Here is a 22878-nt window from a genome sequence, read left to right on the forward strand (position 1 = left end):
GGATCGGATTCCCTCCCCGCCCGAAGGCGGGGATTCCCTCCGAAGAGAGGGATGGCGTGGGGCCGGTCAGCTTGGGGTGTCGGCGAGCCGGGTGACGAGGAAGTCGAGGCGCTCCTCCTGACTGTCCGGGGGAATACGGCCGCTGTCCGACAGGGCGGCTATGCCGTGCAATGCGCTCCAGATGACTTCGGCGAACAGTTCGCGTCGCGCGTTGTCCGGGCGAAAACAGCTGACGAATTCGTCGAAGCCTGCGCGCAGTTGGGGCGGCGTTCCGGCGTGCGCGAACTTCACGTCGGTCGGCATGACGAACATGGCCTGGTAGAGGGCGGGCCGCTCGGTAGCGAACTCCAGGTAGGCGCGGCAGACGGCGTGCAGGGCCTGCCGTGGCTCGGGGTTGGCCAGCCGGGCACGGCGCAGGTGGGCGGCGAGTTCGCCGAAGCCGTCGATCGCGACGGCGCGGACGATGGCGCCCTTGCCGCTGAAGTGGCTGTAGAGCACAGGCTGGCTGTACTCGACGCGCTCAGCGAGCCTTCGCGTCGTCACCGCCTCCCAGCCTTCGGCCTCGGCGAGTTCGCGGGCTGCTGTGATGATCAGCTGATGGCGTTGGGCGCGTTCACGTTCACGGCGCTCTTTGATGGCGGACATGACGACACTCTAGCAACGCTAGACATCCTGCCGGAGGTGTGACTATCTTCGACACGATAACTAGCACCGCTAGGCTATAGTCAACGTCGCCACCGTGCTCGCCGGACTGATCGGCGTGGGCATCATCTTCATCGGCGCACGTGCATTCTGGGCGCCGCAGGCCGCAGTCGGATTCGGCATCCCCGACACACCGACCGAGGACCGCAGCTTCCAGGCATGGCTGGCCGTCAAGGCCGTGCGCGACATAGCCTCCGGGCTCTTCATCTTGATCCTGCTGGCCGGCGGGTCACCCCACCTGCTGGGCTGGTTCATGCTGGCCGCGACCGGCACACCCGTGGGCGACGCGTTGATCGTGCTGCGCAGCAACGGGCCCAAGGCGGCCGTCTATGGCATCCACGGCGCCACCGCAGTGGTGATGCTGGCGATCAGCGTGCTCCTCCTCATCGCGTAACCGCTCGTCACGCCGCCTCGGCGGGGCAGCGGTGACCAAGAGCAGCCCTGAGCCGGATGGGTTCGGTCAGCACGGATGCTCACCAGCTCTTTCTGGCCACGCGCCGCCCGCCAGTTTTCAGGTGCTACCAGGGGCGAAACACTGACAGCACGGAATGCACCAGCAGCACGCGCCACCTTGTGCGGGCGGCCGGAAGTGCGGTCTCGGCGCGGCGGCTGTGACCCATATGGCGGGCTGTACAGGCACCAATCCCCCGTGGCGCCACCCTTTTTGAGGCACGGGCCGTGGCCCGCCCAGGCCGTCCGTCACACAGCAGAATCAGGCTGATTTGCAGCGGGGCCGAAGGGGCCTCCTGGCCCGCTCGAGATGCGCGGGCCAGGACATCGATCACTCTGGATATGGCGGAGCAATGCCGCTGAGTGACGGCCCCCTGCGCAGATGCCGATCGGCTTCCTGCCCATGAAAAGGTGACGCACCCATGAATGACGTAAACAAGATCTTGCTAGCCGCCGCCCTGGCCGGCGGCTATGTGCTGGGCCGTACGAAGAAGGCCCGGTTCGCTCTCACGGCGGCGTCCTATATTGCCGGGCGTCAATTCGGGCTTGAGCCCCGACAGCTCGTGACTCAAGGGATCCGCAAGCTCGGGGAGATCCCCCAGGTTGCGGAGTTGGGTGAGCAGTTGCGCGGGGAGTTCATGGACGCCGGCCGGGAGGCCGTGACCGCCGCTGCCAACCGCCGGCTGACGACGCTCGCGGATTCGCTCAGGGAACGTACCCTCCAGCTCGAAAGCGGCGAGGAAGAACCGGAAGAAGGGGAGGAGGAAGAGGAAGAGGGCGAGGAGGAGTACGCGCGGGACGAGGGAGAGGAGCCCGAGGAGGAATACGAGGAGGAGGAGCCCGAAGAGGAATACGAGGAGGGTGAGTACGAGGAGGGCGTGGAGGAGCCCGAAGAGGAAGAAAGCGAGGAAGAGGAGCCGGAGGAGGAGCCCGAAGAGAGGCCGCGCCGGCGCACCCCCCGAGCTGCTACGAAGCCGACACCGAGAAAGCGTACGTCGGGCAAGTCGGCCGCTGGCCGGCGTGAAGCGGCACAGCGGGGAGCCACCGCGAAGAGGGGTGGGCAGAAGCCGGTAGCCGAGAAGGCCACCGGGAAGAAGGCTGCCCCGGGCAGGACGGCTGCGAAGAAGGCAGCGCCCGCCAAGAAGACCGCAGCCAAGAAGTCAGCCCCTGCCAAGAAGACCACCGCGAAGAAGACGGCAGCAAAGAAAGCTGCGACGAAGAAGACCACTGCCAAGAGGCCGGCAAAGAAGAAAGCCGCCAAGAAGGCGCCTGCGAAGAAGACTGCCGCGCGGAAGAAAGCAGCTCCCGCTGCGAAGAAGAGCGCCAAGAAGACACCATCGCGCGTCGAGCGCCGGAGGTAACCGGTCATGGCAAAAACGGAACAAGGCAACGCGGACTCGGGACTGGATCGACTGCGTGAGGAACTTGCGGACTACCTGATGGCGAGGGTGGGGGATCTGGCCGAACGGGCCGGCGACAAGCTGATCGATGTGACGGACCAGCTCACCGACGTCGCCGAGAACGGCGGATCACTTTCCAAGATCGGAGGTGCCCTCCTCGGAGGCGACTCCCCCCTCAAGGCCGTGCTCTCCGGGACGGCGAAGAACCTCAAGGACAACGTTCTGGGAAAGGCCAAGGAAGCTCTCGGCGGTGGGCATGGACGCAAGTCAGGAGACCAGAAGGTCACCAACATCATCGAGGTCATCGATGTCGGCGTGCCTGTGCGTACGGCCTACGACCACTGGACGCGCTACGAGAAGTTCAGCAGCTTCACCAAGGGCGTACGGAACGTCTCGCCGACCGATGAGACGACCAGCGACTGGAAGGCCAAGGTCGGGCCGTCGACCCGGGGTTGGAAAGCGACCGTTCAGGAACAGGTACCGGATGAACGCATCGTCTGGACGTCCGAGGGCGCCAAGGGATCGACCCGAGGTGCGGTCAGTTTCCATGAACTGGCACCCGGACTGACCCGCATTGTTCTGGTCGTCGAGTACTACGCCTCGGGGCTCTTCGAGAAGACCGGAAATCTGTGGCGCGCTCAGGGGCGGCGGCTGCGGCTGGACCTCAAACACTTCCAGCGCCACATCACCCTCACCGACGAGGAGCCGGACGGCTGGCGCGGCGAAATCCGCGACGGCGAGGTCGTACGGACCCACGAAGAGGCTCTCGAGGACGAAGAAGCCGAGGACGAAGAGGCCTACGACGCCGAGGGCGAGGAGGAGGGTGAGTACGAAGGCGACGCGGAGGACGACGAAGAGGAGGACGAAGAGGAGGAGGACGAAGAGGAGGAGGACGAAGAGGAGGACGAAGAGGAGGACGAAGAGCAAGGAGACGAAGAAGAGGAGTGAGTTGACGTCCCGGCAGGCCCCACAGGCATGATGACTCCTTTTGACCTGGGCAGATGTCATCGACGCCGGTCAGCTGCGGCGCACTGCGGTCGTCCTGCCACACATGGCACATGCCACAGGCCTCGTCGTTGCCCGGGGCGCGGCGGGGCCTGTGGTATGTGCCTGAACGTGGCTTTCAGTGCCGGAACCTGTCCTTGCCCTTCTCCACGGCCTGCTTGACTTTACCCTTGGTCTTTTCGGCCTTTCCCTTTCTCTCCAGGCTTTCGTTGCCAACGGCCTTCCCGAGCGTTTCCTTGACTTTCCCTTCGGCTATCTCGCCGATGTTCTTGGCCTTCTTTCTGATGCCCATTTCGTGCTCCCATGGCCTTCGGCCGAGCAAGCGGAGGTTCGGCCGACTGTTATTCGGACGGTGGCAGCAATGTCCCGAGAGGTCCGAGATCCAGATTGAGGTCTTGCATGGAAAGGTCGTATCGGGCGCAGAGCTCCACCATGCGCTCGTGCAGAATCATGAGCGTGGCGCCCAGCCGCTCCTCCTGTTCCTCGGTGAGATCTCCGGCGTCGACCCGTTGCAGTGCCTGGCGTTCCATGAGCTGTCGCAGCAGCTCGACGATGGTGAGAACGAGCTTGATCAGGTCACGTTCCACCGTGTCGGGGTCGGTGGTCACCCGGTGTGTCGTTCTTTGCGCCTTCGAGCCGCTCGGCGGCAGGACGTCCTGCGGTGCGGCGGGCAGCAGGCGCAAGGCGCGGGCCGCCGCGTCGGCGACTTCGTCGAAGCGGTTGACGGGCCGGCGGGTTTCATCGGTCATGGCCGCCTCGCAGGGGTGCGGTGGTGGGCCACGGGGAGGGGTTCTGTTGGCTGATGGAGACGATCAGCGCGCGCAGCGAGATGCGTACGAGGTCGATGTCGGCGATCGAGAGTACGACGTCACCAGTGAGGACCACACCTCCGCTCAGCAGCCGGTCCAGCAGGTCGATCAGCGCGATCTGCCGGTCCGGCAGCGGCTCTTCTGCCGCGGCCGGCGGGCCGCCGGCCGCCCTCACGGCGCGGCTCTCTTCAACGGTTCGGCTTCGGCGGGCGTGGCGAAGGAGTAGGGCGCCCAGGGCCCGGTGACCTCGACACGTACCCCTGGAAGCCCCTCGGCGGCCTGCAGGACGTCGGCACGGAATCGTTCGGTGTGCGCCAGCGGCACGAGGTAGGCGTCGTTGACGACGTTCTCTCCCGGCCCGTGGGCGAGCTCGCCCTGCTGCGCCCGGTGCTGGACCCGGTCGACCGCCACCTCTCGGGCCGCTTCCTCACAACGCCGGGCCGCCTGTTCGGCGTTGCGGTAGACGTCGTCACGCGCGTGGCGCTGCTCTTTGCGGTGGCTGAGATAGGCCCGCCCTGGACTCAGAGCCGGATCCGCAGACGGCTCCGCCGGGCTTTCAGTGGCCGCGGGGGCTTCGACGTAGATCTTGACGCCCCATTCCACCTGCGCGACCAGGTCGGCCAGCCGCTCGGAAAACGCCTCCAGGCGGGCATCGAGCATCTGCCCCACCCGCTCGTCGTCCAGGTACACGGTGGCCAGCCGGAGCGGCAGGACGGTGGTGCGCGCGGCCAGCGCCTCGATCACCCGGTGATGGGCGCGGGCGACCGATTCCAGCCAGTCCAGGTCCTCGAGGTGCGCGCGCAGCGCTGCTTCCTCAAAGTCCTGCTTGGGCACCGCGCTGACCGCGACCACCACGTCACGGCGGTGTCCTGCGCGCACCAGATGCACCGGCGCGTCCGCCACTCCGGCGAGTCCGGGCAGCTCCTCTTCCAGCGCTCCGTCGGCGTCCCGTGCCACCGCGTAGGCGTAGGTGATGACCTCGGTCATGGCTCATCCCCGTTCTGCGGCCCGGCCCGTTCGGTGCGTGATGTATGTGCGGTGCGGTGGCGGGCGGCAGGGCGGCTCTCCTCGTCCCCGGCCGGCGGCAGCTCACCGCCCTCGCGCATGGCTTCGATCTCGGCGCGCAGCCGCCTGTTCTCCTCGGCGAGCGAGCGGTAGCCGTCGCTGGCGTGTGAGGACAGCGCGGGATCGTGCTCCCACCAGTCGATGCCCATCTCCTTCGCCTTGTCCACCGATGCGACCAGCAGGCGCAGCTTGATGGTGAGCAGTTCGATATCCAGCAGGTTGATCTGGATATCGCCCGCGATGACGATGCCCTTGTCCAGGACCCGCTCCAGGATGTCGGCGAGATTGGCCGAGGAGCCCTGACCTCCGTAGGGGCCGGCCCTGGACGGGAAGTCGCCCATCCTCCTGGCGACGGGTTCGTTCACGGCGCTGCACCTCTTATCCCGGTGTCCCGGCGTTGCGACGGGTGCACGTGGTGGCGCTCCGTCCGCGGGCAACTGCCGCGATCAGGTATCGGTGCCCTGGACATGGGCCCTGATCTCGTCCAGTCGGTCCAGCAGCTCGTCCTCGCGCCGGTCGAAGGTTTCCTCGTCGATGTCTCCCGCCAGCAGCGCCTGCTCGAGCCCGGCGAGTTCCCGCTCGACGGGTGCGGGGTCGTAGTACTCGTTCTCCGCGGTCTCGACGACGCGCTCGACGACCCAGGCCACGCCGCGCACCGGCGCCAGTGGCAGGGTGGCGAGTTGAGTCAACAGGCCCATGAGGACTCCACTCCTCAGACGAAGCTGTATGCGGGTAGCGGGCCGCGCAGCCGCAGGTCGAAGTCCGGGCCCAACGTCTCGGCCAGGCCCTGCTCAGCGGTGACGAAGCGCTTCTCGCTGTCCCGGTCCACCAGGAAGGACACGCTCAAGAAGTCGTCCCCTGTCGCCTGCGACGAGCGTTGCTCTCGGGCGAACTTGCGCAGTGCCTCGACGACTCCAGCGGCCAGCTGGTCCTGACGTGCGCTCACTTCCTGGGCAACCAGCTCTCCGAGGGCGAGCGGCAATTCCGGGCTGCTGCGGCCGCTTCTGATCTCCTCGTTGAGCCCCCGCGCCTCGTCGGACTCCTCCAGGATCTGACGCAGCAGCGCATCTTCGTCCTGGGCGGCCTTGAGGTGGTATTCGACGCAACCCTCCAGCGCCCGCAACCGTTCGGTGAACTCGTCCGTACGGTCCTCCAGCACCGCTCGTACGGCTTCGTCGTTCGTGGTGGTGAAGCCGAACTGCAGGGGCAGAACCGTGCCGTCGGCCATCAGCCGTTCCTGGACGGCCTGGTGTGCGCCGAGGTCCCGGCGTTTGGGCCGTAGCTCCTCGGGGGCGTCGCTGACGACCGCGGACAGCTTTTCGGTGCGCACCGTGCGGAGGGTCGCGGGCGGCTCCCCCACCCCGTCGAGGCGGTCCAGGCGCTGCGGATGGGTGGCCGCGACAATGGAGTAGACGTATACGGCCATGACTCACTCCTTTCTGCGCCGGGCGGCAGGCCGACGCTTCGGCCGCTCCCGCCTCTCCTCGAGCTCCTCGTCGTCCTCACGCCCACCCTTGAGGGCGTCGGTCAACACCTCTGCGGCCCCGCTGAGGGCTCCCTTGGTCTTGCCATGCGATCCGCCCTCGGTCACCTCGCCGACGAGGTCGGTCAGCTTGGAGGGCGCCTTGCGTCCCGTCTCCAGGTCGAGGCGGTTGCAGGCCTCTGCGAAGCGCAGGTAGGTGTCCACGCTCGCCACGACGATGCGGGCGTCGATCTTGAGGATCTCGATGCCCACCAACGACACACGCACAAAGACATCGATGACCAGGCCGCGGTCCAGAATCAGATCGACGATGTCGTAGAGGTTCCCCGACCCGCCACCGCCGCCCCGGGCAACGGTTCCTCCGCCTTGCGGCACCACAGTCATGGTGCCTCCTTTCAGCGGCTCACGCCTGGCTACGGGCGTGGCCGCTCATTCGTCTCGCGAACGGTCCTGCGGTGACATCCCGGGCCCTAGCCACGCCTGTCGATCTGTCCTCGGGCGTAGCGACGGGTGCGCTCATACGCCACCAGTTCGCCCGCCTCGTCCAGCGTCACCCGGTAGCTCGCCATCACGCTGGTGGTTGGGGGGACACGTTCCAGCTCCAGGACTTCCACGTCCGCCTGCCAGCCGTCCTCTGTCGGCCTCACTGCCGAGACGGACTCGGGGGCTCGCCCCAAAAGCTCCTGGAGCTGCTCAGCCGCGTACCGCATGGCCCGCGGCGCCGAAACCCGGTGGGTCGCGCGCTTCGTTTCGCTCGTTCGGCTGCCGGTCCGTCCAGTGCTGGTATTCCTGGCGCTCTTTTTGGCCGGCTTCGTGCTGGACGGGCGCCGAACGCGCTCTGTCTCGTCCTCTTCGCCTGCGGCCATGTTCCCTCCGGAATCGGCGGACGAGTTCCGCTGTCGCGCTACCAGTAGTGCCTTCGACCGGCAACCGCATGCCCCATCGCTCCGAGGACCCACAGAATCAGACCCACCACGGCGAGAATGATCCCGATCGTCCAGAGGATAGAGATGCCTGTCAGGAAACCGACGACAAGCAAGATAACTCCGAGAACGATCACGACGTGCTCCGATCTCGTATGTGTGCTCCCTTTTCACTCTGTGCTTCGTTTGCCGCGGCGGCAACTGCCGACGGCTGAGCATTTCAGTGGCCACGCCCGTGGAACGCGAGCAGGATGCCGCCGACGACATGACGCACGCGCTCCTGAGACACTTCACGGCACTCGTTGCCGAAGACCCCGTGACCATGCCGGGTGCGGCGGCACCCATGCGGCTCGCCGCCCGCCTTCGCTACGGCGTCCATAGTGGCCGCACGCGGTCTCCAGCCCCAGATCCGACCTGAGGTCCGCAAACAGCCGGGCGTGCCGCCCGGGGGTCCCAGGGACAGTTGCGGGGACGTGGAGCGCCGGTCAGGCGTCCCCGTACGCCTCGCCGCCCAGCTCCAGCTCGGCCTCGCCCGCTGTTGCGTCGGCCAGCCAGCCACGGAATCCCTCGACATCGGCGTCCGGCAGCCCGATCTCGATGACGACGGCCTCCGCGTAGCGGACCTCGCGGACGCTCCGCCCGGTGGCTCGGAGGTCGTTCTCCAGCTTGCCCGCGCGCTGGTGACCGACAGTGATCGTTGCAAGGCGGAACCGCTGCCGGGTGATGGTGCCGAGTTCGTCGAGGGCCTCCCCGACCACTCCCCCGTACGCCCGGATCAGTCCGCCCGCACCGAGCTTCACACCTCCGTAGTAGCGGGTGACGACGGCGACGACGTACCGCATCTCACGGCGCGTCAGCATCTGCAGCATGGGTACGCCCGCGGTGCCACCGGGCTCTCCGTCGTCGCTCGCCTTCTGTACGGAGGCGTTGGCGCCGATCACATAGGCGAAGCAGTTGTGGGTGGCGGTCGGGTGTTCCCTGCGGATGCGTGCGACGAAGTCCTGCGCCTCCTGCTCGGTGGCGGCGGGGGCGAGCGCGCAGATGAAGCGCGACCTGTTGATCTCGGTCTCGTGCACGCCCGCTCGGGCGACTGTCCGGTACTGCTCCTGCATCCGGCCACCCTATGCCCCCGCCGGGAATGGTCCGGTGCCACTGTCCGTTGTCCCGATCATGTACGCAGACGCAGAGACGATCCGCAGGATTCTCCGGGACACGGGCGAGACCTGGGCGGTGGTGGGCCTGTCCGACAACCGGTCGCGCGCGGCCTACGGCGTCGCCGAGGTGCTTCAGCGCTTCGGCAAGCGGGTGGTCCCGGTGCACCCGAAGGCGGAGCGGGTCCATGGCGAGGACGGCTACGCATCGCTGGCCGACATACCGTTCCCGGTCGATGTGGTGGACGTCTTCGTCAACAGTGAGCTTGCGGGCGGCGTGGCCGACGATGCGGTGGCGGCGGGAGCGAAGGCGGTCTGGTTCCAGCTCGGCGTGGTCGACACCGAGGCGTACGAACGCACGCGCGCGGCCGGGCTCGACATGGTCATGGACCGCTGCCCGGCCATCGAGATTCCCGCGCTGAGCCGGTAGCCGCAGCACCCCTGTCTCTCGTCCGAATGTGCGTGGTGTCACACTCGGCGCCCTGCTGGGAGAATGACCCGCTGTGAGCACTTCGACTGCGCCGACCGTCCGCCACAGCCGATCCGGGCTGGCCGGGCAACTGTCCGATCTGGGCGTGGAGCAGAACGGCGCCCTCCTGGTGCATGCGTCGATGCGTGCGGTGGGGTCGGTGAGCGGCGGTGTCCGGGCGGTGGTCGCTGCGTTACGGGACGCCCTCGGCGGGCACGGCACAGTCGTCGTCCCGGCCTTCACCCCGGAGAACTCCGACACCTCCCCGCACTACCTCGACCGGGTACGCGGTCTCAGCGACCGAGCCCGGGCGGCCGTACGTGCGAGCATGCCGCCCTTCGACCCGGCGACGTCGGCCGCACCGTCGATGGGCCGCCTCGCGGAGGCCGTGCGGCTCACCGAGGGGGCGGTGCGCAGCGACCACCCACAGACGTCCTTCGCCGCGCTCGGCCCCTCGGCCCGGAAGCTGATGGCGCGCCACCGCCCCGACTGCCATCTCGGCGAGGACTCCCCGTTGGCCCGCCTCTACGATCTGCGGGCCCACGTGCTCCTGCTGGGCACCGGGTTCGACACCTGCACCGCGTTCCATCTCGGCGAGTACCGGGTAGCCGCCCCGCCCCGCCGCACCTATCGATGCGTGGTGACGGCCGGGGGCCGGCGCCAGTGGTGGGAGTACGAGGACGTCGCTCTGGATGACAGCGATTTCGCGACCCTGGGAGCGGACTTCGCCCGCTCCGACAACGGTGCGGCTGTCCGGACCGGCCCGGTGGGGTCGTCAACAAGTCGGCTCTTCCGCTTCACCGACGCCGTCGACTTCGCGGCCCGCCGGCTGCCGTCACATCGGGGCCGAGTGCCTGTCCAGACCCTCTGCCCAGCGCACGGCTGAGAGCCCCTCAGCTCTTGATAGCCAGGCCGTCGACGACCACAGCGCCCGGCAGCGCCGCCAGCGCCTTGCCCGGAACGATCAGCTTGCCCCTTCGGCTGCCGCTGCCGATCAGCACCCATTCCTCGTCGGCGACGGCGGGATCGATCAGCAGCGGCCATACGGCCGGGAGTCCGATCGGGGTGATTCCGCCGTACTCCATGCCGGTCTCACCGACCGCCGTGTCCATCGGGGCGAAAGACACCTTGCGGGCACCCAGGTGCTTGCGGACCGCGCCGTTCACGTCGACGCGGGAGTGGGAGAGAACGAGGCAGGCCGCCAGTGTCACTTCACCACCGCGCTTGCCCGCCACGACCACGCAGTTGGCCGACCGGTCGAGCAGTTCCGCACCATGGTGCTCGACGAAGACCGCCGTGTCGGCGATGGCCGGATCCGTGTCGACATGGATGATCTGCGCGGCCGGGACACCGCCCCAGCCTTCGGTCACGGCTGCGGCGACGGGCTCGGTGAGCAGGTCGAGACGGTCGATCGCAGGGCGGGCGTTCTCGAAGGATCCGATGGGTGCGCGCATGCACGCAACGCTGACAACGTCTCGAAGGCGGCCGGTTGACCGTCTCACCGTGCGGGCGGGATGGAGACCGCCATGGTGACCTCGGTCGGTTCGGAGCCGTCGTTCCGGTAGGCGTGCGGGTGATGCGCCTCGAACGTGGCGGACCCGCCGGCGGGTACGAAGTAGGAGGTTCCGTCGACGACGAGGGTGAGCTCGCCCGCGGTGACGTGGAGCAGTTCGACCGTGCCCTCGGGGTGTGGGTCGGAGCTGCTGCTGTCGCCCGGCATCAGGCGCCAGGACCAGAGTTCGAGCGGCCCCCTGGCCTCCGTGCCGACGAGCAGCGTGGTGGAACTGCCCGCCTCCGTGGACCACATGCACACCGCCTGGCTCTCGGGCACCAGCCGGACCGGTGAGCCCTGCTCGTAGTCGAGCAGCGTGGTGATGCTGACCCCCAGCGCGTCGGCGAGCTTGACCGTCGTGCCGACGCTCGGATTGGTGCGGGCCTGCTCGATCTGGATGATCATGCCGCGACTGACCCCGGCACGGGCGGCGAGTGCGTCCAGAGTGAAGCCGCGTTCCCCCCGCCAGCGCTTGAGATTGCGCGCGAGCGACTGGGTGAGCTGATCAAGGTCAGACACATTCCGTCCAATATTTTGGATGACAGGGTCGAAAATACTGCACTACGGTGTGGTGCACCCCACCGTTCATCGCACTGTACTGCGAGGCATGCCCTGCACGGGGTACAGGCGGCCGGGGCCGGTCTCGCCCTGGTGGGCACGGTACTGCTGGCGAGCGGCTGAGGATCCGGCGCGCCACCGCCCCTCAGTCGCCGGACGGGCCCGATGTGTCGCCCGGTTCCGCCAGGGCCAGCAACTGCTCGGGCGTGATGCCCGACGGGATCGGCACCGGAGCAGGAGTGCGCAGCGGCGGCTGCCAGCCCTTCTCCGGATCCCAGCTGCGTACGACACGGGCGGGGGCACCGGCCACCACCGCATGGTCGGGCACCTCACCCCGCACCACCGCGCCCGCGGCGACCACCACGTTGCGCCCGAGCACGGCCCCGGGCAGGATCACCGCTCCGGTGCCGATCCAGCAGCCCGGCCCGATGGCGACCGGCTCCATTCGCGGCCACTGTCTGCCGACCGGCTCGTGCGGATCGTCGTAACTGTGGTTCGTGGACGTGATGTAGACATACGGTCCGCAGTACGTGTCCGAGCCGATGGTCACCTTGGTGTCGGCTACGACATGGCTGCCGCGGCCGAGTACCACTCCGTCCCCCAGGGTCAGGATCGACTCGGGTCCGAGATCCAGGTCGGGCATGAGTCCGGCCGTCAGTGTGACCTGTTCACCGATCACACAGTGGGCACCGAGCTCGATCCATGGCTCTCCGAAGACCGTGCCCTGCGGGAAGGCCAGCCGGGTGCCTTCGCCGATCCGGCCGAACCGCAGCCGTCCTGGATGTTCCGCGGTGACCGCACCCGACTCCTGCACCCAGCGCCAGCCGCGGTGGACGGCCCGGGACAGGGCGCGCCGCCGCCAGGCGGCGAGGGAAGAGAACGCGTTCCTGTTCTTGGCCACCCACACACGGTAGTCGGCAGCGCCCGGCGTGATCACCGCGGCAACCTGTGATGTTCACCCCACTCGGCGCCGCTCCACCGCCCGTCGCATACCTTTCCTCCGACGCGATCGAACAGCGGCGACCGAGCTGCTGCGATCACACGACCGCGACCACACAACACCTGGGCACGGAGGAACGGGCGATGGCAGAGCAGGCGTTGATCACGGGAATGGGTGGCAAGGAGCCGGACATCGATGCGGAGGCCTTCACCGCACCGACATCGGTCGTGATCGGTGAGATCACGATGGCCGCGGGTTCCAGCGTCTGGTACCACGCCGTACTGCGTGCCGATTGCGGTCCCATCGTCATCGGCGCCGACAGCAACATCCAGGACAACTGCAGCGTCCATGGCGACCCCGGGTTCCCCGTCACGGTCGGCGAGCGCGTCTCGGTCGGGCACAATGCCGTACTCCACGGCTGCACCATCGAGGACGACGTGCTGGTCGGCATGGGGTCCACCGTCCTCAACGGCGCCCGCATCGGCGCCGGTTCACTGATCGCCGCACAGGCGCTGGTCCCGCAGGGGATGCAGGTGCCTCCGGGCTCGCTAGTCGCGGGCGTACCCGCCAAGGTCAGGCGGCAGCTGACCGAGGAGGAGCTGGAAGGGATCAAGTTCAACGCGGTGGGCTATGTGGAACTGGCCAAGGCACACCGCCGGGCTCACGAGAGCTGAGCGGAACGCAACGGAACCAAGGGGCGGGGCGGACGGACGAAAGGAAGCGTCCAACGTCTTCGTGAGCCCGCACCGCCCCGGTCCAGCCGGTACCCGGCCGGTGGGTCGCGGCGGTACGTCCGGTCAGTCCGCCACCGGTACGGTCCCCGCGTCGGGCGCGGAGACGACCGGCCCCTGTGCCCCCGCCTTCTTGGCCCGGTTCTTCAGCACCAGCATCGAGGTCACGCCGATCAGCACCGCAACCACCAGGCCGAGGTAGGAGAACCGCTTGAGCCAGGCCTCGGCGACGACCCCCACCGAGTAGACGACAGCCGTGGTGCCACCGGCCCAGACGATGCCGCCCAGCAGGTTGGCGATCAGGAATTTCCAGTACGGCATGTGAAGCACGCCGGCCAGCGGCCCCGCGAAGATCCGGAGCAGCGCGACGAAGCGGCCGAAGAAGACCGCCCACATGCCCCACTTGTGGAACGACCGCTCCGCCATTGCGATCTGGTTCACGCCGAAGTGTTTGGGGAACTTACCGCCGAGCCGGGCGAGAAGCGGCCGTCCGCCCTTGTGGCCGATGGCGTATCCGATCGAGTCTCCGATGACCGCGCCGGCCGAGGCGCAGGCCCCGAGGATCCAGGGGTTGATTCCGTCATGTCCGGCGGCCAGTAGCGCCGCGCTGACCAGGACGATCTCGCCCGGCAGCGGAATTCCGACGCTCTCCAGCCCGATGACAACGCCCACCAGGACGTAAACACTGACCGCGGGGACGGTCTCCAGCCATTCCTGGACGTGCAATGCCAGTTCCTCCCGTGCTGATGTCCCGTTGCCCGTCGGCCAACTCCTCGGCGCACGGCGGGAATGCTACCTGTCCCGCCATCTGCCCGGACAGTGCGAAAGGCCGCCACGCCCCCTCATCGGGGTGCGCGGCGGCCTTTCAAGGAGCCGCCCCGGATCAGGCGTTCGGACGCAGTGTCCAGACGACCGTCATCTCACCGGTCACCGCACCGTCTGCGCGCTGGATCTCGATGACCACGGGGAACTCGGGCCGCTTGCCCTCGTCGAGTTCGGCGACGACGTCGGCCACCGGGCGGCCGAGGGTCGCCGTCGCGGTGACGACACCCATGGCCAGCTTCTTGTAACCGATCTCCGCCTTCACCGCGAGCGGCACGGCACGCGACAACTGATCGCCGAAGGCCGCGATGACGATCGCACCACTCGCCGATTCCGCGAGCGTGAACATCGCGCCGGCGTGGGGTCCGCCGATGTGGTTGTGGTAGTCGGCCTGGTCCGGAAGACGGACCACCGCACGCTCGGCGGTCGTCTCCAGGAACTCGAGATTGAGGGTCCGGGCCATCGGAACCGTCGCGGCGAGCATCTCGCCGATGGTCATCTGTTCAGCACTCATGACCGGATGTTACTCATGAGTAGAACTATTTGGCCATCCTCGAAGCCCCTCTGCCCCGTCCACTGATCGCCTCCATCACCGTCCGCTCACGGGGGCGGGCGTAACGGACCGGCCACCGCCCCTCTATCGTTACTGGCCATGTGGCCAGGACAGCAGCCGCCCGGGGGCGAGCAAAACCCGCAGGACCAGAATCAGAACCCGTATCAGCAGCCGGGGTACCAGCAGCCGAATCCCTATCAGCAGCCGGGATATCAGCAGCAGGGACAGCCCGGACAGCAGCAGGGATATCCGCAGCAGGGCCAGCAGCCCGGCTACCCGCAGCCGAACCCGTACCAGCAGCCGACCGTGCCGCAGTACGCGGCCCCCGGTCCGCCCGGCGGTCCGCAGCCCGACGGCAGCAAGAAGAAGACCACCGCCATCGCGATCGTCGCGGCCACCGCCGTGGTCGTGACTGCCGTGGTCACCGGTGTCGTCGTGATGAACAAGGACGACAGCAAGGGCAAGGACGTCGCCGACGACAAGAACTCGTCGGCGCCCGCCGAGCCGTCCGGTTCCACGTCCGAGGCGAACCCGCGCGGCCCCGACGGGGACGCCAAGCCCCTGATCGCGGGCTGGAAGGTCGTCACCAACCCCAAGTTCGGCACGCAGTTCGACGTGCCCGGCGACTGGGAGGTCGGCTCTCCCGGCACGTTCTCGTACTTCGAGGACGACAAGAAGGGTGACCACTCGCCCCTCATCGGTTTCTCCGCACCGTCGTACTACCAGAGCAAGTGGTGCGTGGACGATTCCGACAAGGACGGCGTCAAGGAGGACATGAGCCTGGCCAGCGCCGGCACCAGGGGCGCCGAGGGCGCCACCGATGCCGCCAAGAACGCCAGGAACGAGGCCGGCGAGTGGGCGTGGGCCGCCTATGCGCAGCACATGCCGAAGAGCACTATCAAGATCAGCGAGCCCAAGCAGTACACCACCAAGTCGGGTCTGACCGGCCAGGTTGTCACAGCCACCGCCCCCAATGTCACAAAGCGGAAGAAGTGTGACAGCGACGGCAAGACGATCGCCTTCACCTTCAAGAACAAGAAGGGCAACTTCGCGTCCTGGGTCTTGTACGGAGCCGATTCCGTCAAGGCCGAACTCCCGGACGCGACCATCCAGAAGATCCTCAGCACCGTGCGGCTGGTGGACGCACCCCCGTCCTCCTGACCGTCTTCACCGCCGTCGGAAAAGGGCTTGGCACGGCGGGGTCGCGGCGGCGATAGTCCCTTGGTGACCGATGCTTCCGCCCCCGCACCCCTCATGAACCGCCCCGGCCGCAACTACCGTCTACTGACCGCCGCCGCGATCATCACGGGCCTTGGCACTCATGGCGCGCTGATCGCGGCGGCGTTCGCGGTTCTGGAGTCGGGCGGTGACGGCGGCGACGTCGGTCTGGTGGCCGCCGCCAGGACCGCACCGCTGGTGGTCTTCCTGCTGATCGGCGGGGCGATCGCGGACCGGCTGCCGCGCCACCGGGTGATGGTCGCGGCGAACGCCCTCAACTGTGTATCGCAGGCCGCTTTCGCCTGGCTGGTCCTGGCCGGCGATCCGAAGCTGTGGCAGATGATGCTGCTCACCGCGTTGTGCGGGACCGGGCAGGCGTTCTTCAACCCGGCGGCCGAGGGCATGCTGATGTCGAGCGTCAGCCGTGAGCAGGCAAGCCGCGCCTTCGCTCTCTTCCGAATGTCCATGCAGGGCGCGGCGATCGGTGGTGCGGCGCTCGGCGGCGCCATGATCGCGGCGATGGACCCGGGCTGGGTGCTGGCCATCGATGCCGCGTCCTTCGCAGTCGCAGGTGCGCTGCGCGCCTTCCTGGACGTCAGCCACATTCCGTCGCGTGCACCGGGCGGCGGCCTGCTCGCCGATCTGCGGGACGGCTGGCAGGAGTTCACCGGCCGCCCCTGGCTGTGGAGCATCGTGGCGCAGTTCTCGGTGGTCGTCGCCGCGGTCGGGGCCGCCGAGTCGGTGTACGGGCCGCTGGTCGCCCGGGACGAGCTCGGTGGCGCCCGCCCCTGGGGCTTCGCGCTCGCAGCGTTCGGAGTCGGGACACTCGGCGGGGCGCTCTTGACGTTGCGCTGGAAGCCCCGGCGGCTGCTGCTGGCCGGAACCCTCTGCGTCTTCCCGCTGGCCCTGCCGTCCGTGGGACTCGCGGTGGCGTTGCCGGTGACCGGGCTCTGCGTGGTGATGTTCGTCAGCGGCGCCGCCATCGAGGTGTTCGGGGTCTCGTGGATGACGGCCATGCATCAGGAGATCCCCGAGGAGAAGCTGTCACGCGTCTCTGCGTACGACTGGTTCGGCTCGGTGGCGATGATGCCGGTCGCCACCGCGCTCGCCGGTCCGGTGGAGGCCCTGGTCGGGCGCAGTGAGGCCCTGTGGGGCTGCGCGGGGCTGATCGTACTGGTCACCGGCGCCGTGCTGTTCGTACCCGAGGTACGCAATCTGACCCGCGCCACCGTCACCACCGAGGTGGTGACGGCCAAGGCGCAGGGGCAGGCCTCAGCCGATGCTGAAGGCTCCGTCGGGCGGCTCGGGTGAGGCGACCGCCTCACCGTCCCTGACGGGCCGGGCGGCTTTGACGAGCCGGTCCAGCGCGGGCCCGTGCTCGACCCTGGCGGGGAAGGCGTCGGCGGCGCAGCGGCGGGTCAGCGTCGCCGTGTCGACGGGGCTCCGGGATGCGACGAGGACGACGTTGCCGAAGCGTCGGCCGCGCAGCACCGCGGGTTCGGCGATCAGTGCGAGCTCCTCGAATACGGCCGCGAAGGTGGCCAGTTGGGAGCGGAGGAAGCCGAAGGGTGCGCCGTCCGCGAGGTTGGCGGCGTAGATTCCGCCGTCGCCCAGCGCCCGGCAGGCAGCCTGTGCGTACTCGACGGTAGTGAGGTGGGCGGGCACCCGCGAGCCGCCGAAGACATCCGCGATCAGAACGTCGACGGAGCCGGGCGGGGTCTGTTCCAGCCGACTGCGTGCGTCCGTGCCGTGCACGATGATCCCGCTGCCGTCGGGGACCGGCAGCTGCTCGGCGACCAGGGCGAGGAGCCCGAGGTCGGCCTCGGCGACGTCCTGGCGGGAGCCCGGCCTGGTCGCGGCGACATAGCGGGGCAGGGTGAGCGCACCACCGCCGAGATGGAGTACGTCCAGCGGTGCGCCCGGTGCCGCGGCGCAGTCCACGACGTGGGCGAGCCGTCGCGCGTACTCGAATTCGAGATGGTCCGGCGCGTCGAGGTCGACGTACGACTGGGGTGCGCCGTCGACGGTGAGCAGCCAGGCCCTGTCCCGGTCCACGTCGGGGAGGAGTCTGGCGGTGCCCTGGTCCACGTCCCGGATGACAGGTATTGACTCGTTCACTCCCCCATTGTGGGGTGTCGGATCAGCTGCTCACGACCGCGGCGACGGCTTCGGTGTGCGCCACCGACTGGGCGAGCCCGGCACGGGCCGCCGCGGCCCGGCGGCTGGGGTCGAGGGAGTTGCGGCCGAACGCCTTCTTCGCCGCCGCGTCCGGGGTGATGACCTCCACGCGGGCGCCCTTCGCGGCGAGTTCGGCCCCTTGCGTGCGCGGCGAGACGATGACCTTGTTGCCACTGGCGGTCGGAGCGATGATGACGACGCGTCCATAACCTGCGGCGAGATGGGCGTTGGCCGGGGAGTGCACCCCGCCGTCGATCCAGGACCGTTCCTCGAAGGTGGCGACGGGCCATACGGCCGGGACGGAGGAGCTCGCGGTGACGGCGTCCACGAGGGGTACTCCGCTGTCCTTGTCGAATGTGTGGAGCTCACCGGTGGCCGCGTCGACCGCGGTGATGCGCAGGGGACGATCGGGCCAGTCGGGCGACAGGAGACGTGTGGCGATCGCCGCGCGCCGTTCCTCCGCCGTGATGCCGAGGTGGGCGTCCTTCGCGATCCGGGCCAGCTTCCGCCCGTATGCCTCGGGGGTACGTGCGGACAGCACGGCCCCCGCATAGCGCAGGAAGGTCAGCGCGCCGAGCTTGCCGCCGGTCATGCCCTGCGGATCGGCGAGCTGGAGTTCGTACAGTTCCGGAAGGCCGAGCAGCCCGGAGGCCAGCTGCGCGCCGACCATCGCGCCCGCCGAACTGCCGATGATCAGATCGGCGGTGGACAGGTCCACGCCCGCCTTGGCAAGCCCGTACAGATTCCGGTCTCCCAGGCGCTGCCCGTGACGCCGCCCGAACCGAGCACCAGTGCTGTGTCTGTCATACCGTCAGTCTTGCTTACGACACCGGGCCCGCCTCCCGTGGAGTACGGGAGGCGGGCCCTGGCACGACACCGCTCAGAGCAGTCCGGTGACGGTGCCCGCGCCGACGGTGCGGCCGCCCTCGCGGATCGCGAAGCCGAGTCCGGTCTCCAGCGGGACATCGCGGCCCAGCTCGACGGTCAGGTCGACCGTGTCCCCGGGTCGCGCCACCGCCACCGCACCGAGGTCGACGTCGCCCACGACGTCCGCGGTGCGGATGTAGAACTGCGGCCGGTAGCCGGTGGTCACCGGGGTGGTCCGGCCGCCCTCCCGCGCCGACAGGACATACACCTGCGCGGTGAAACGGCGACTCGGCGTCACGCTGCCGGGCGCCGCGACCACATGGCCGCGACGGACCCGGTCACGCTCCACCCCGCGCAGCAGCAGGGCCACGTTGTCGCCGGCCTCCGCGGACTCCATCGGCTTGCCGAAGGTCTCCAGACCGGTGACGACCGTCTCGATGTCCGGGCCCAGCACCGACACCCGGTCACCGACGCGCACAGTGCCGCGCTCGACGGCTCCGGTGACGACGGTGCCCCGGCCGGTGATGGTCAGGACGTTCTCCACCGACAGCAGGAACGGCGCGTCGGTGTAGCGGACCGGCATCGGCACGTACGTGTCGACGGCGTCCAGCAGCGCCTCGACGGCCGCGGTCCACCGCGGGTCGCCCTCCAGGGCCTTCAGCCCCGACACCCGTACGACGGGGACGGAGTCACCGCCGTAGCCGTGCGCGGAGAGCAGCTCGCGGACCTCCAGCTCGACCAGGTCGGTCAGCTCGGGGTCGCCCGCGTCCGCCTTGTTGAGGGCGACGACGATGTGGTCGACACCCACCTGGCGGGCGAGCAGGACGTGCTCGGCGGTCTGCGGCATGATCCCGTCGAGCGCGGAGACGACGAGGATCGCCCCGTCGAGCTGGGCGGCGCCGGTGACCATGTTCTTGATGTAGTCGGCGTGTCCCGGCATGTCGACGTGCGCGTAGTGACGGGTGTCGGTCTCGTACTCGACATGCGCGATGTTGATGGTGATGCCGCGCTGCGTCTCCTCCGGCGCCCGGTCGATCCGGTCGAACGGAACGTACGTGCCGGTTCCACGGTCGCTGAGAACCTTGGTGATGGCGGCCGTCAGGGTGGTCTTGCCGTGGTCGACGTGGCCCATGGTGCCGATGTTGAGGTGCGGCTTGGTGCGCACGTATGCCGTCTTGGGCATGGCTCATTCCTTGGAATTCGAAGCTGAGAGAGAAGACCCCAGGGCCCCGCCGACCCTCCCCTTACGGGGTCCGCCGGACTGTCGGGGGAGGGTCAGCTTCGGGCGCCGCCGAGGGGCGCTGCGGCAGCGGTGAACGCTGCCGCTGCGACAAGTGCCGCTGCGGTTGCGGGGTTCACGGCAGCCTTCGGCGCGTCCGCGACTGCGGACTGCGCTGTGAGGAAGGCGTACCGGAACATGGGTCCGATCATGGCCGACGGGTGTGGCCACGTCGAATGGTTTTCCGGCGGACACCGCAGGCCGGACACGGGGGTCCGTGTTCCGCCCCGCCGTCTCGGATGCCGGGTGCGCGGGACGGAACACTCGGGAGCGATTTCGGCCGCCTGGCTCGTACGTGCGCATTGCGGCGGTCACACACCGGCGTCGGTTAGTCTCCCGGCATGCTCGACCCCGTCCCCGCCGCCCGGCCCGCAGACGGCCTCGCCATGCGCTGCACGAGGGCGCTGCTCTCGCCCTGGTCCCGGTTCTCGCTGCTCGTGGCGGTGCTGCTGGCCGCCGCGGCGGCGACCCTGCTCCTCGAACCCCAACGGTTGCTCGCCACCGGCTGGCCCACCCGGCTGAGCGGTGGCGCCGCGGCGGTCGTGCTGTTCGGTGGCGCGTACGGCGTGTGCACCGTGGCCTTCGTACCGCGGCCACTGCTCAGTCTCGCCGCCGGTGCGCTCTTCGGTTCACAGGCGGGGCTGGCCGCTGCTCTGGCGGGTACGGTGCTCGGCGCGGGCATCTCGTTCGGGCTGGGCAGGGTGCTTGGGCAGGACGCCCTTCGCGGGCTGCTGCGCGGGCGCTGGCTCAAGGCGGCGGACGGTCAGCTGAGCCGGCACGGTTTCCGCTCGATGCTGGCGCTGCGGCTGTTCCCCGGTGTGCCGTTCGCGGCAGCCAACTACTGCGCGGCCGTCTCGCGCATGGGGTATCCGCCGTTTCTGGTGGCCACCGGGCTCGGCTCGGTCCCGAACACCGCGGCGTATGTCGTCGCGGGCAGCGAGGCCTCTTCACCGACGTCGCCCGCGTTCCTGGCCGCGATGGGCTTCATCGTGCTGACGGGCCTCGGCGCGGCCGTCGTCGCCTGGCGCAAGCGCCACCGCCTCGCCGCCGAGTGATCCGGTACGCATGGGCGCGGACACAGGGGTGGTGGGCGGTCGCCGGGGTACGCGTAACGCTGTTCATCTGAGGGCGATACCCTGCCCGCGACCGACCGCAGATCTCCGGGCCCGGCACGGCCCTGCCCTCATTTGACCGCAATACGCACATTGCCGACGGCCCTCACTGCCGTCGGCCGATGCACGATCACATCCGGGATGGCCAAAGCCCCATGAGCTGGTTCGAATCGTTCGTCCTGGGCCTCGTTCAGGGACTGACCGAGTTCCTGCCGATCTCCTCCAGCGCACATCTGCGGCTCACCGCAGCGTTCGCCGGCTGGCACGACCCGGGTGCGGCGTTCACCGCCATCACCCAGATCGGCACGGAGGCGGCAGTCCTCATCTACTTCCGCAAGGACATCGTCCGAATCGTCTCGGCCTGGTTCCGCTCGCTGACCAACCGGTCGATGCGCAGCGACCACGACGCCCAGATGGGATGGCTGGTCATCGTCGGATCCATACCCATCGGCGTGCTCGGAGTGACGTTCAAGGACCAGATCGAGGGACCCTTCCGCGATCTGCGGCTGATCGCCACCACCCTGATCGTCATGGGTGTCGTCCTCGGCATCGCCGACCGCCTCGCCGCCCGCGACGAGGCAGGCGGCAGGCACAGGGCCGCCAAGGAGCGCAAGACGCTCAGGGAGCTCGGCGTCAAGGACGGCCTGATCTTCGGCTTCTGCCAGGCGATGGCCCTGATCCCGGGCGTCTCCCGCTCCGGCGCCACCATCAGCGGCGGTCTGCTGATGGGGTACACCCGCGAGGCGGCGGCCCGTTACTCCTTCCTGCTCGCGATCCCGGCGGTGCTCGCCTCGGGTGTCTTCGAGCTGAAGGACGCGGGTGAGGGACATGTGTCGTGGGGGCCGACGATCTTCGCGACGTTCATCGCGTTCGGCGTGGGCTATGCCGTTATCGCCTGGTTCATGAAATTCATCACGACGAAGAGCTTCATGCCGTTTGTCATCTATCGCGTGCTTCTCGGGCTGATCCTGTTCGCGCTGGTGACGGCTGGGGTACTGAGCCCGCACGCGGGCGAGTCGGCGGGCTGAGGGCTGTCTCGTAATCCCTGACGGGCGCACGACGACAGCTACGGCACCTCGCCGCGTTGTCGGAACGTCCGCACACATCCAGTATGCGGACGCTCCTCCGCCTTGCGATGCACCGCATCTGACGCCGCGCGCTGTCCCGCCAGGGATTACGAGACAGCCCTCAGCTTGATCTTTAACCTTTGCGGCGAGGCCCGGGGGCCGGCTTCCCGTCCGCCGGCTCAGCGCTTCGCCCTGCGGCGGGCCAGCAGCCCGCCTATGACCAGCCCCACCAGCAGAGTCACGGTCAGTACCGCCCAGAGCGGCAGGGTGACGGTGGGTACCCACAGCCGGATGCCGACCGATTCGGTGTTCGCGGCGATGAACCAGATCGCAAGACCGATCAGCACCACGATCCCGATGGTGCGAATCCGCACATCCCGGCCCTTGACGGAGAGGGTCGGCGGGGCGTGCGGTCGAGACGACTTCCGTGCCATGGTCCCAGTATTGAGCGGTTCAGGCGATTAGTCCTGATAAGTCCCATTCATCGCGCTCGGCGCAGCGAACTCGGCGCCGACCACCGCCACGCCACTTCGCAGAAGTGGCG

General features: G+C 68.6%; 32 protein-coding genes and 1 pseudogene. 11 read left to right on the forward strand and 22 right to left on the reverse strand.

Annotation, left to right across the window (positions count from 1 at the left end):
• Positions 1-66: 66 nt before the first annotated feature.
• Positions 67-645, reverse strand: a complete 579-nt coding sequence (locus tag ABTZ94_RS24395; protein ID WP_351203375.1) for a TetR/AcrR family transcriptional regulator — start codon at positions 643-645, stop codon at positions 67-69.
• Positions 646-739: 94 nt separating this feature from the next.
• Between ABTZ94_RS24395 and ABTZ94_RS24400 the strand changes: the two genes are divergently transcribed.
• The 3 genes from ABTZ94_RS24400 (at position 740) to ABTZ94_RS24410 (ending at position 3500) form a co-directional block, all read left to right on the forward strand.
• The gene (locus ABTZ94_RS24400; protein WP_351203377.1) at positions 740-1096 is read left to right on the forward strand and encodes a DUF4267 domain-containing protein; all 357 of its coding nucleotides are present in this window, start codon (positions 740-742) and stop codon (positions 1094-1096) included.
• Positions 1097-1574: 478 nt separating this feature from the next.
• The gene (locus tag ABTZ94_RS24405; RefSeq protein ID WP_351203379.1) at positions 1575-2513 is read left to right on the forward strand and encodes a histone protein; all 939 of its coding nucleotides are present in this window, start codon (positions 1575-1577) and stop codon (positions 2511-2513) included.
• A gap of 6 nt (positions 2514-2519) precedes the next feature.
• Positions 2520-3500, forward strand: a complete 981-nt coding sequence (locus ABTZ94_RS24410) for an SRPBCC family protein (protein ID WP_351203381.1) — start codon at positions 2520-2522, stop codon at positions 3498-3500.
• 175 nt (positions 3501-3675) lie between these two features.
• Here the strand turns inward: ABTZ94_RS24410 and ABTZ94_RS24415 are convergent, their stop codons facing one another.
• The 10 genes from ABTZ94_RS24415 to ABTZ94_RS24460 form a co-directional block, all read right to left on the reverse strand.
• Positions 3676-3849, reverse strand: a complete 174-nt coding sequence (locus tag ABTZ94_RS24415) for a CsbD family protein (protein ID WP_351203383.1) — start codon at positions 3847-3849, stop codon at positions 3676-3678.
• A gap of 49 nt (positions 3850-3898) precedes the next feature.
• Positions 3899-4306 carry a gas vesicle protein K gene (locus ABTZ94_RS24420; RefSeq protein ID WP_351203385.1) on the reverse strand — a complete coding sequence of 136 codons (408 nt, stop codon included), beginning with the start codon at positions 4304-4306 and terminating at the stop codon, positions 3899-3901.
• Positions 4296-4541 carry a gas vesicle protein gene (locus ABTZ94_RS24425; protein ID WP_351203387.1) on the reverse strand — a complete coding sequence of 82 codons (246 nt, stop codon included), beginning with the start codon at positions 4539-4541 and terminating at the stop codon, positions 4296-4298. The genes ABTZ94_RS24420 and ABTZ94_RS24425 overlap by 11 nt, the downstream gene beginning before the upstream one ends.
• A complete protein-coding gene (locus ABTZ94_RS24430) occupies positions 4538-5353 on the reverse strand; it encodes a GvpL/GvpF family gas vesicle protein (protein WP_351203389.1) in 816 nt (271 codons plus the stop codon). Before ABTZ94_RS24430 ends, ABTZ94_RS24425 begins: the two co-directional genes overlap by 4 nt.
• Complete coding sequence (locus ABTZ94_RS24435) at positions 5350-5772, reverse strand: gas vesicle protein (RefSeq protein ID WP_351203431.1); 423 nt, start codon at positions 5770-5772, stop codon at positions 5350-5352. The genes ABTZ94_RS24430 and ABTZ94_RS24435 overlap by 4 nt, the downstream gene beginning before the upstream one ends.
• 105 nt (positions 5773-5877) lie before the next feature.
• Entirely contained in the window at positions 5878-6129 is a 252-nt protein-coding gene (locus tag ABTZ94_RS24440) for a gas vesicle protein GvpG (protein ID WP_351203391.1), read from the reverse strand.
• A 14-nt stretch (positions 6130-6143) separates the two neighbouring features.
• Positions 6144-6857, reverse strand: a complete 714-nt coding sequence (locus tag ABTZ94_RS24445) for a GvpL/GvpF family gas vesicle protein (protein WP_351203393.1) — start codon at positions 6855-6857, stop codon at positions 6144-6146.
• 3 nt (positions 6858-6860) lie between these two features.
• The gene (gene gvpJ, locus ABTZ94_RS24450) at positions 6861-7298 is read right to left on the reverse strand and encodes a gas vesicle protein GvpJ (RefSeq protein ID WP_351203395.1); all 438 of its coding nucleotides are present in this window, start codon (positions 7296-7298) and stop codon (positions 6861-6863) included.
• A gap of 86 nt (positions 7299-7384) precedes the next feature.
• Positions 7385-7780, reverse strand: coding sequence for a gas vesicle protein GvpO (locus ABTZ94_RS24455; protein WP_351203397.1), 396 nt, complete (start codon positions 7778-7780; stop codon positions 7385-7387).
• A gap of 38 nt (positions 7781-7818) precedes the next feature.
• Positions 7819-7974 carry a DUF6131 family protein gene (locus ABTZ94_RS24460; protein ID WP_351203399.1) on the reverse strand — a complete coding sequence of 52 codons (156 nt, stop codon included), beginning with the start codon at positions 7972-7974 and terminating at the stop codon, positions 7819-7821.
• A 131-nt stretch (positions 7975-8105) separates the two neighbouring features.
• Between ABTZ94_RS24460 and ABTZ94_RS24465 the strand changes: the two are divergent.
• A pseudogene (locus ABTZ94_RS24465) lies at positions 8106-8204 on the forward strand (HAD family phosphatase); the annotation flags it as partial.
• 118 nt (positions 8205-8322) lie between these two features.
• Here ABTZ94_RS24465 and ABTZ94_RS24470 read toward each other — a convergent pair.
• Positions 8323-8949, reverse strand: coding sequence for a YigZ family protein (locus ABTZ94_RS24470; protein ID WP_351203401.1), 627 nt, complete (start codon positions 8947-8949; stop codon positions 8323-8325).
• A 58-nt stretch (positions 8950-9007) separates the two neighbouring features.
• Between ABTZ94_RS24470 and ABTZ94_RS24475 the strand changes: the two genes are divergently transcribed.
• Entirely contained in the window at positions 9008-9418 is a 411-nt protein-coding gene (locus tag ABTZ94_RS24475; RefSeq protein WP_351203403.1) for a CoA-binding protein, read from the forward strand.
• 73 nt (positions 9419-9491) lie between these two features.
• On the forward strand, positions 9492-10343 hold the full coding sequence (locus ABTZ94_RS24480) for an AAC(3) family N-acetyltransferase (RefSeq protein ID WP_502967300.1): 852 nt from the start codon (positions 9492-9494) through the stop codon (positions 10341-10343).
• 7 nt (positions 10344-10350) lie between these two features.
• On the opposite strand, the gene ABTZ94_RS24485 is transcribed toward ABTZ94_RS24480, so the two are convergent.
• The 3 genes from ABTZ94_RS24485 to ABTZ94_RS24495 all read right to left on the reverse strand — a co-directional run bounded on the left by ABTZ94_RS24485 (position 10351) and on the right by ABTZ94_RS24495 (position 12468).
• Positions 10351-10911: a YbaK/EbsC family protein gene (locus ABTZ94_RS24485; RefSeq protein ID WP_351203405.1), complete on the reverse strand. Its 561-nt coding sequence runs from the start codon at positions 10909-10911 to the stop codon at positions 10351-10353.
• A gap of 44 nt (positions 10912-10955) precedes the next feature.
• Positions 10956-11528: a helix-turn-helix domain-containing protein gene (locus ABTZ94_RS24490; protein WP_351203407.1), complete on the reverse strand. Its 573-nt coding sequence runs from the start codon at positions 11526-11528 to the stop codon at positions 10956-10958.
• A gap of 184 nt (positions 11529-11712) precedes the next feature.
• Complete coding sequence (locus ABTZ94_RS24495) at positions 11713-12468, reverse strand: acyltransferase (protein WP_351203409.1); 756 nt, start codon at positions 12466-12468, stop codon at positions 11713-11715.
• Between the two features lie 182 nt (positions 12469-12650).
• On the opposite strand from ABTZ94_RS24495, the gene ABTZ94_RS24500 reads away from it, so the two are divergent.
• The gene (locus ABTZ94_RS24500; protein ID WP_351203411.1) at positions 12651-13181 is read left to right on the forward strand and encodes a gamma carbonic anhydrase family protein; all 531 of its coding nucleotides are present in this window, start codon (positions 12651-12653) and stop codon (positions 13179-13181) included.
• Positions 13182-13304: 123 nt separating this feature from the next.
• On the opposite strand, the gene ABTZ94_RS24505 is transcribed toward ABTZ94_RS24500, so the two are convergent.
• Together ABTZ94_RS24505 and ABTZ94_RS24510 are read right to left on the reverse strand one after the other, a co-directional pair.
• The gene (locus ABTZ94_RS24505) at positions 13305-13964 is read right to left on the reverse strand and encodes a DedA family protein (RefSeq protein WP_351203413.1); all 660 of its coding nucleotides are present in this window, start codon (positions 13962-13964) and stop codon (positions 13305-13307) included.
• A 157-nt stretch (positions 13965-14121) separates the two neighbouring features.
• A complete protein-coding gene (locus ABTZ94_RS24510; RefSeq protein WP_351203435.1) occupies positions 14122-14559 on the reverse strand; it encodes a DUF4442 domain-containing protein in 438 nt (145 codons plus the stop codon).
• A gap of 153 nt (positions 14560-14712) precedes the next feature.
• On the opposite strand from ABTZ94_RS24510, the gene ABTZ94_RS24515 reads away from it, so the two are divergent.
• A complete protein-coding gene (locus tag ABTZ94_RS24515) occupies positions 14713-15774 on the forward strand; it encodes a DUF8017 domain-containing protein (RefSeq protein ID WP_351203415.1) in 1062 nt (353 codons plus the stop codon).
• Between the two features lie 93 nt (positions 15775-15867).
• On the forward strand, positions 15868-17142 hold the full coding sequence (locus ABTZ94_RS24520; protein WP_351203437.1) for an MFS transporter: 1275 nt from the start codon (positions 15868-15870) through the stop codon (positions 17140-17142).
• On the opposite strand, the gene ABTZ94_RS24525 is transcribed toward ABTZ94_RS24520, so the two are convergent.
• The 4 genes from ABTZ94_RS24525 to ABTZ94_RS24540 all read right to left on the reverse strand — a co-directional run bounded on the left by ABTZ94_RS24525 (position 17104) and on the right by ABTZ94_RS24540 (position 20307).
• Entirely contained in the window at positions 17104-17949 is an 846-nt protein-coding gene (locus tag ABTZ94_RS24525) for a spermidine synthase (protein WP_351203417.1), read from the reverse strand. The genes ABTZ94_RS24520 and ABTZ94_RS24525 overlap by 39 nt on opposite strands.
• Positions 17950-17971: 22 nt before the next feature.
• Complete coding sequence (locus tag ABTZ94_RS24530; RefSeq protein ID WP_351203419.1) at positions 17972-18727, reverse strand: patatin-like phospholipase family protein; 756 nt, start codon at positions 18725-18727, stop codon at positions 17972-17974.
• Between the two features lie 162 nt (positions 18728-18889).
• Positions 18890-20059, reverse strand: coding sequence for an elongation factor Tu (tuf, locus tag ABTZ94_RS24535; protein ID WP_351203421.1), 1170 nt, complete (start codon positions 20057-20059; stop codon positions 18890-18892).
• A gap of 92 nt (positions 20060-20151) precedes the next feature.
• Complete coding sequence (locus ABTZ94_RS24540; RefSeq protein ID WP_351203423.1) at positions 20152-20307, reverse strand: hypothetical protein; 156 nt, start codon at positions 20305-20307, stop codon at positions 20152-20154.
• Between the two features lie 189 nt (positions 20308-20496).
• Between ABTZ94_RS24540 and ABTZ94_RS24545 the strand changes: the two genes are divergently transcribed.
• Together ABTZ94_RS24545 and ABTZ94_RS24550 are read left to right on the forward strand one after the other, a co-directional pair.
• Entirely contained in the window at positions 20497-21210 is a 714-nt protein-coding gene (locus ABTZ94_RS24545; protein WP_351203425.1) for a TVP38/TMEM64 family protein, read from the forward strand.
• A 212-nt stretch (positions 21211-21422) separates the two neighbouring features.
• Entirely contained in the window at positions 21423-22295 is an 873-nt protein-coding gene (locus ABTZ94_RS24550) for an undecaprenyl-diphosphate phosphatase (protein ID WP_351203427.1), read from the forward strand.
• A gap of 218 nt (positions 22296-22513) precedes the next feature.
• Here the strand turns inward: ABTZ94_RS24550 and ABTZ94_RS24555 are convergent, their stop codons facing one another.
• Positions 22514-22768, reverse strand: a complete 255-nt coding sequence (locus tag ABTZ94_RS24555) for a LapA family protein (RefSeq protein ID WP_351203429.1) — start codon at positions 22766-22768, stop codon at positions 22514-22516.
• Positions 22769-22878: the final 110 nt, after the last annotated feature.

It is taken from the genome of Streptomyces sp. NPDC002785 (assembly GCF_040295565.1).
GTDB lineage: Bacteria > Actinomycetota > Actinomycetes > Streptomycetales > Streptomycetaceae > Streptomyces.

What these genes read in the sequence shown, in the direction of transcription:
- ABTZ94_RS24435 (WP_351203431.1), bottom strand. Translation starts at nt 5,772, where the DNA reads ATGGGCGACTTCCCGTCCAGGGCCGGCCCCTACGGAGGTCAGGGCTCC.
- ABTZ94_RS24410 (WP_351203381.1), top strand. Translation starts at nt 2,520, where the DNA reads ATGGCAAAAACGGAACAAGGCAACGCGGACTCGGGACTGGATCGACTG.
- ABTZ94_RS24500 (WP_351203411.1), top strand. Translation starts at nt 12,651, where the DNA reads ATGGCAGAGCAGGCGTTGATCACGGGAATGGGTGGCAAGGAGCCGGAC.
- ABTZ94_RS24430 (WP_351203389.1), bottom strand. Translation starts at nt 5,353, where the DNA reads ATGACCGAGGTCATCACCTACGCCTACGCGGTGGCACGGGACGCCGAC.
- ABTZ94_RS24470 (WP_351203401.1), bottom strand. Translation starts at nt 8,949, where the DNA reads ATGCAGGAGCAGTACCGGACAGTCGCCCGAGCGGGCGTGCACGAGACC.
- ABTZ94_RS24455 (WP_351203397.1), bottom strand. Translation starts at nt 7,780, where the DNA reads ATGGCCGCAGGCGAAGAGGACGAGACAGAGCGCGTTCGGCGCCCGTCC.
- ABTZ94_RS24520 (WP_351203437.1), top strand. Translation starts at nt 15,868, where the DNA reads ATGAACCGCCCCGGCCGCAACTACCGTCTACTGACCGCCGCCGCGATC.
- ABTZ94_RS24395 (WP_351203375.1), bottom strand. Translation starts at nt 645, where the DNA reads ATGTCCGCCATCAAAGAGCGCCGTGAACGTGAACGCGCCCAACGCCAT.
- ABTZ94_RS24540 (WP_351203423.1), bottom strand. Translation starts at nt 20,307, where the DNA reads ATGATCGGACCCATGTTCCGGTACGCCTTCCTCACAGCGCAGTCCGCA.
- ABTZ94_RS24510 (WP_351203435.1), bottom strand. Translation starts at nt 14,559, where the DNA reads ATGACCATCGGCGAGATGCTCGCCGCGACGGTTCCGATGGCCCGGACC.
- ABTZ94_RS24420 (WP_351203385.1), bottom strand. Translation starts at nt 4,306, where the DNA reads ATGACCGATGAAACCCGCCGGCCCGTCAACCGCTTCGACGAAGTCGCC.
- ABTZ94_RS24550 (WP_351203427.1), top strand. Translation starts at nt 21,423, where the DNA reads ATGAGCTGGTTCGAATCGTTCGTCCTGGGCCTCGTTCAGGGACTGACC.
- ABTZ94_RS24405 (WP_351203379.1), top strand. Translation starts at nt 1,575, where the DNA reads ATGAATGACGTAAACAAGATCTTGCTAGCCGCCGCCCTGGCCGGCGGC.
- gvpJ (WP_351203395.1), bottom strand. Translation starts at nt 7,298, where the DNA reads ATGACTGTGGTGCCGCAAGGCGGAGGAACCGTTGCCCGGGGCGGCGGT.
- ABTZ94_RS24415 (WP_351203383.1), bottom strand. Translation starts at nt 3,849, where the DNA reads ATGGGCATCAGAAAGAAGGCCAAGAACATCGGCGAGATAGCCGAAGGG.
- ABTZ94_RS24515 (WP_351203415.1), top strand. Translation starts at nt 14,713, where the DNA reads ATGTGGCCAGGACAGCAGCCGCCCGGGGGCGAGCAAAACCCGCAGGAC.
- ABTZ94_RS24555 (WP_351203429.1), bottom strand. Translation starts at nt 22,768, where the DNA reads ATGGCACGGAAGTCGTCTCGACCGCACGCCCCGCCGACCCTCTCCGTC.
- ABTZ94_RS24440 (WP_351203391.1), bottom strand. Translation starts at nt 6,129, where the DNA reads ATGGGCCTGTTGACTCAACTCGCCACCCTGCCACTGGCGCCGGTGCGC.
- ABTZ94_RS24475 (WP_351203403.1), top strand. Translation starts at nt 9,008, where the DNA reads ATGTACGCAGACGCAGAGACGATCCGCAGGATTCTCCGGGACACGGGC.
- ABTZ94_RS24445 (WP_351203393.1), bottom strand. Translation starts at nt 6,857, where the DNA reads ATGGCCGTATACGTCTACTCCATTGTCGCGGCCACCCATCCGCAGCGC.
- ABTZ94_RS24485 (WP_351203405.1), bottom strand. Translation starts at nt 10,911, where the DNA reads ATGCGCGCACCCATCGGATCCTTCGAGAACGCCCGCCCTGCGATCGAC.
- tuf (WP_351203421.1), bottom strand. Translation starts at nt 20,059, where the DNA reads ATGCCCAAGACGGCATACGTGCGCACCAAGCCGCACCTCAACATCGGC.
- ABTZ94_RS24545 (WP_351203425.1), top strand. Translation starts at nt 20,497, where the DNA reads ATGCTCGACCCCGTCCCCGCCGCCCGGCCCGCAGACGGCCTCGCCATG.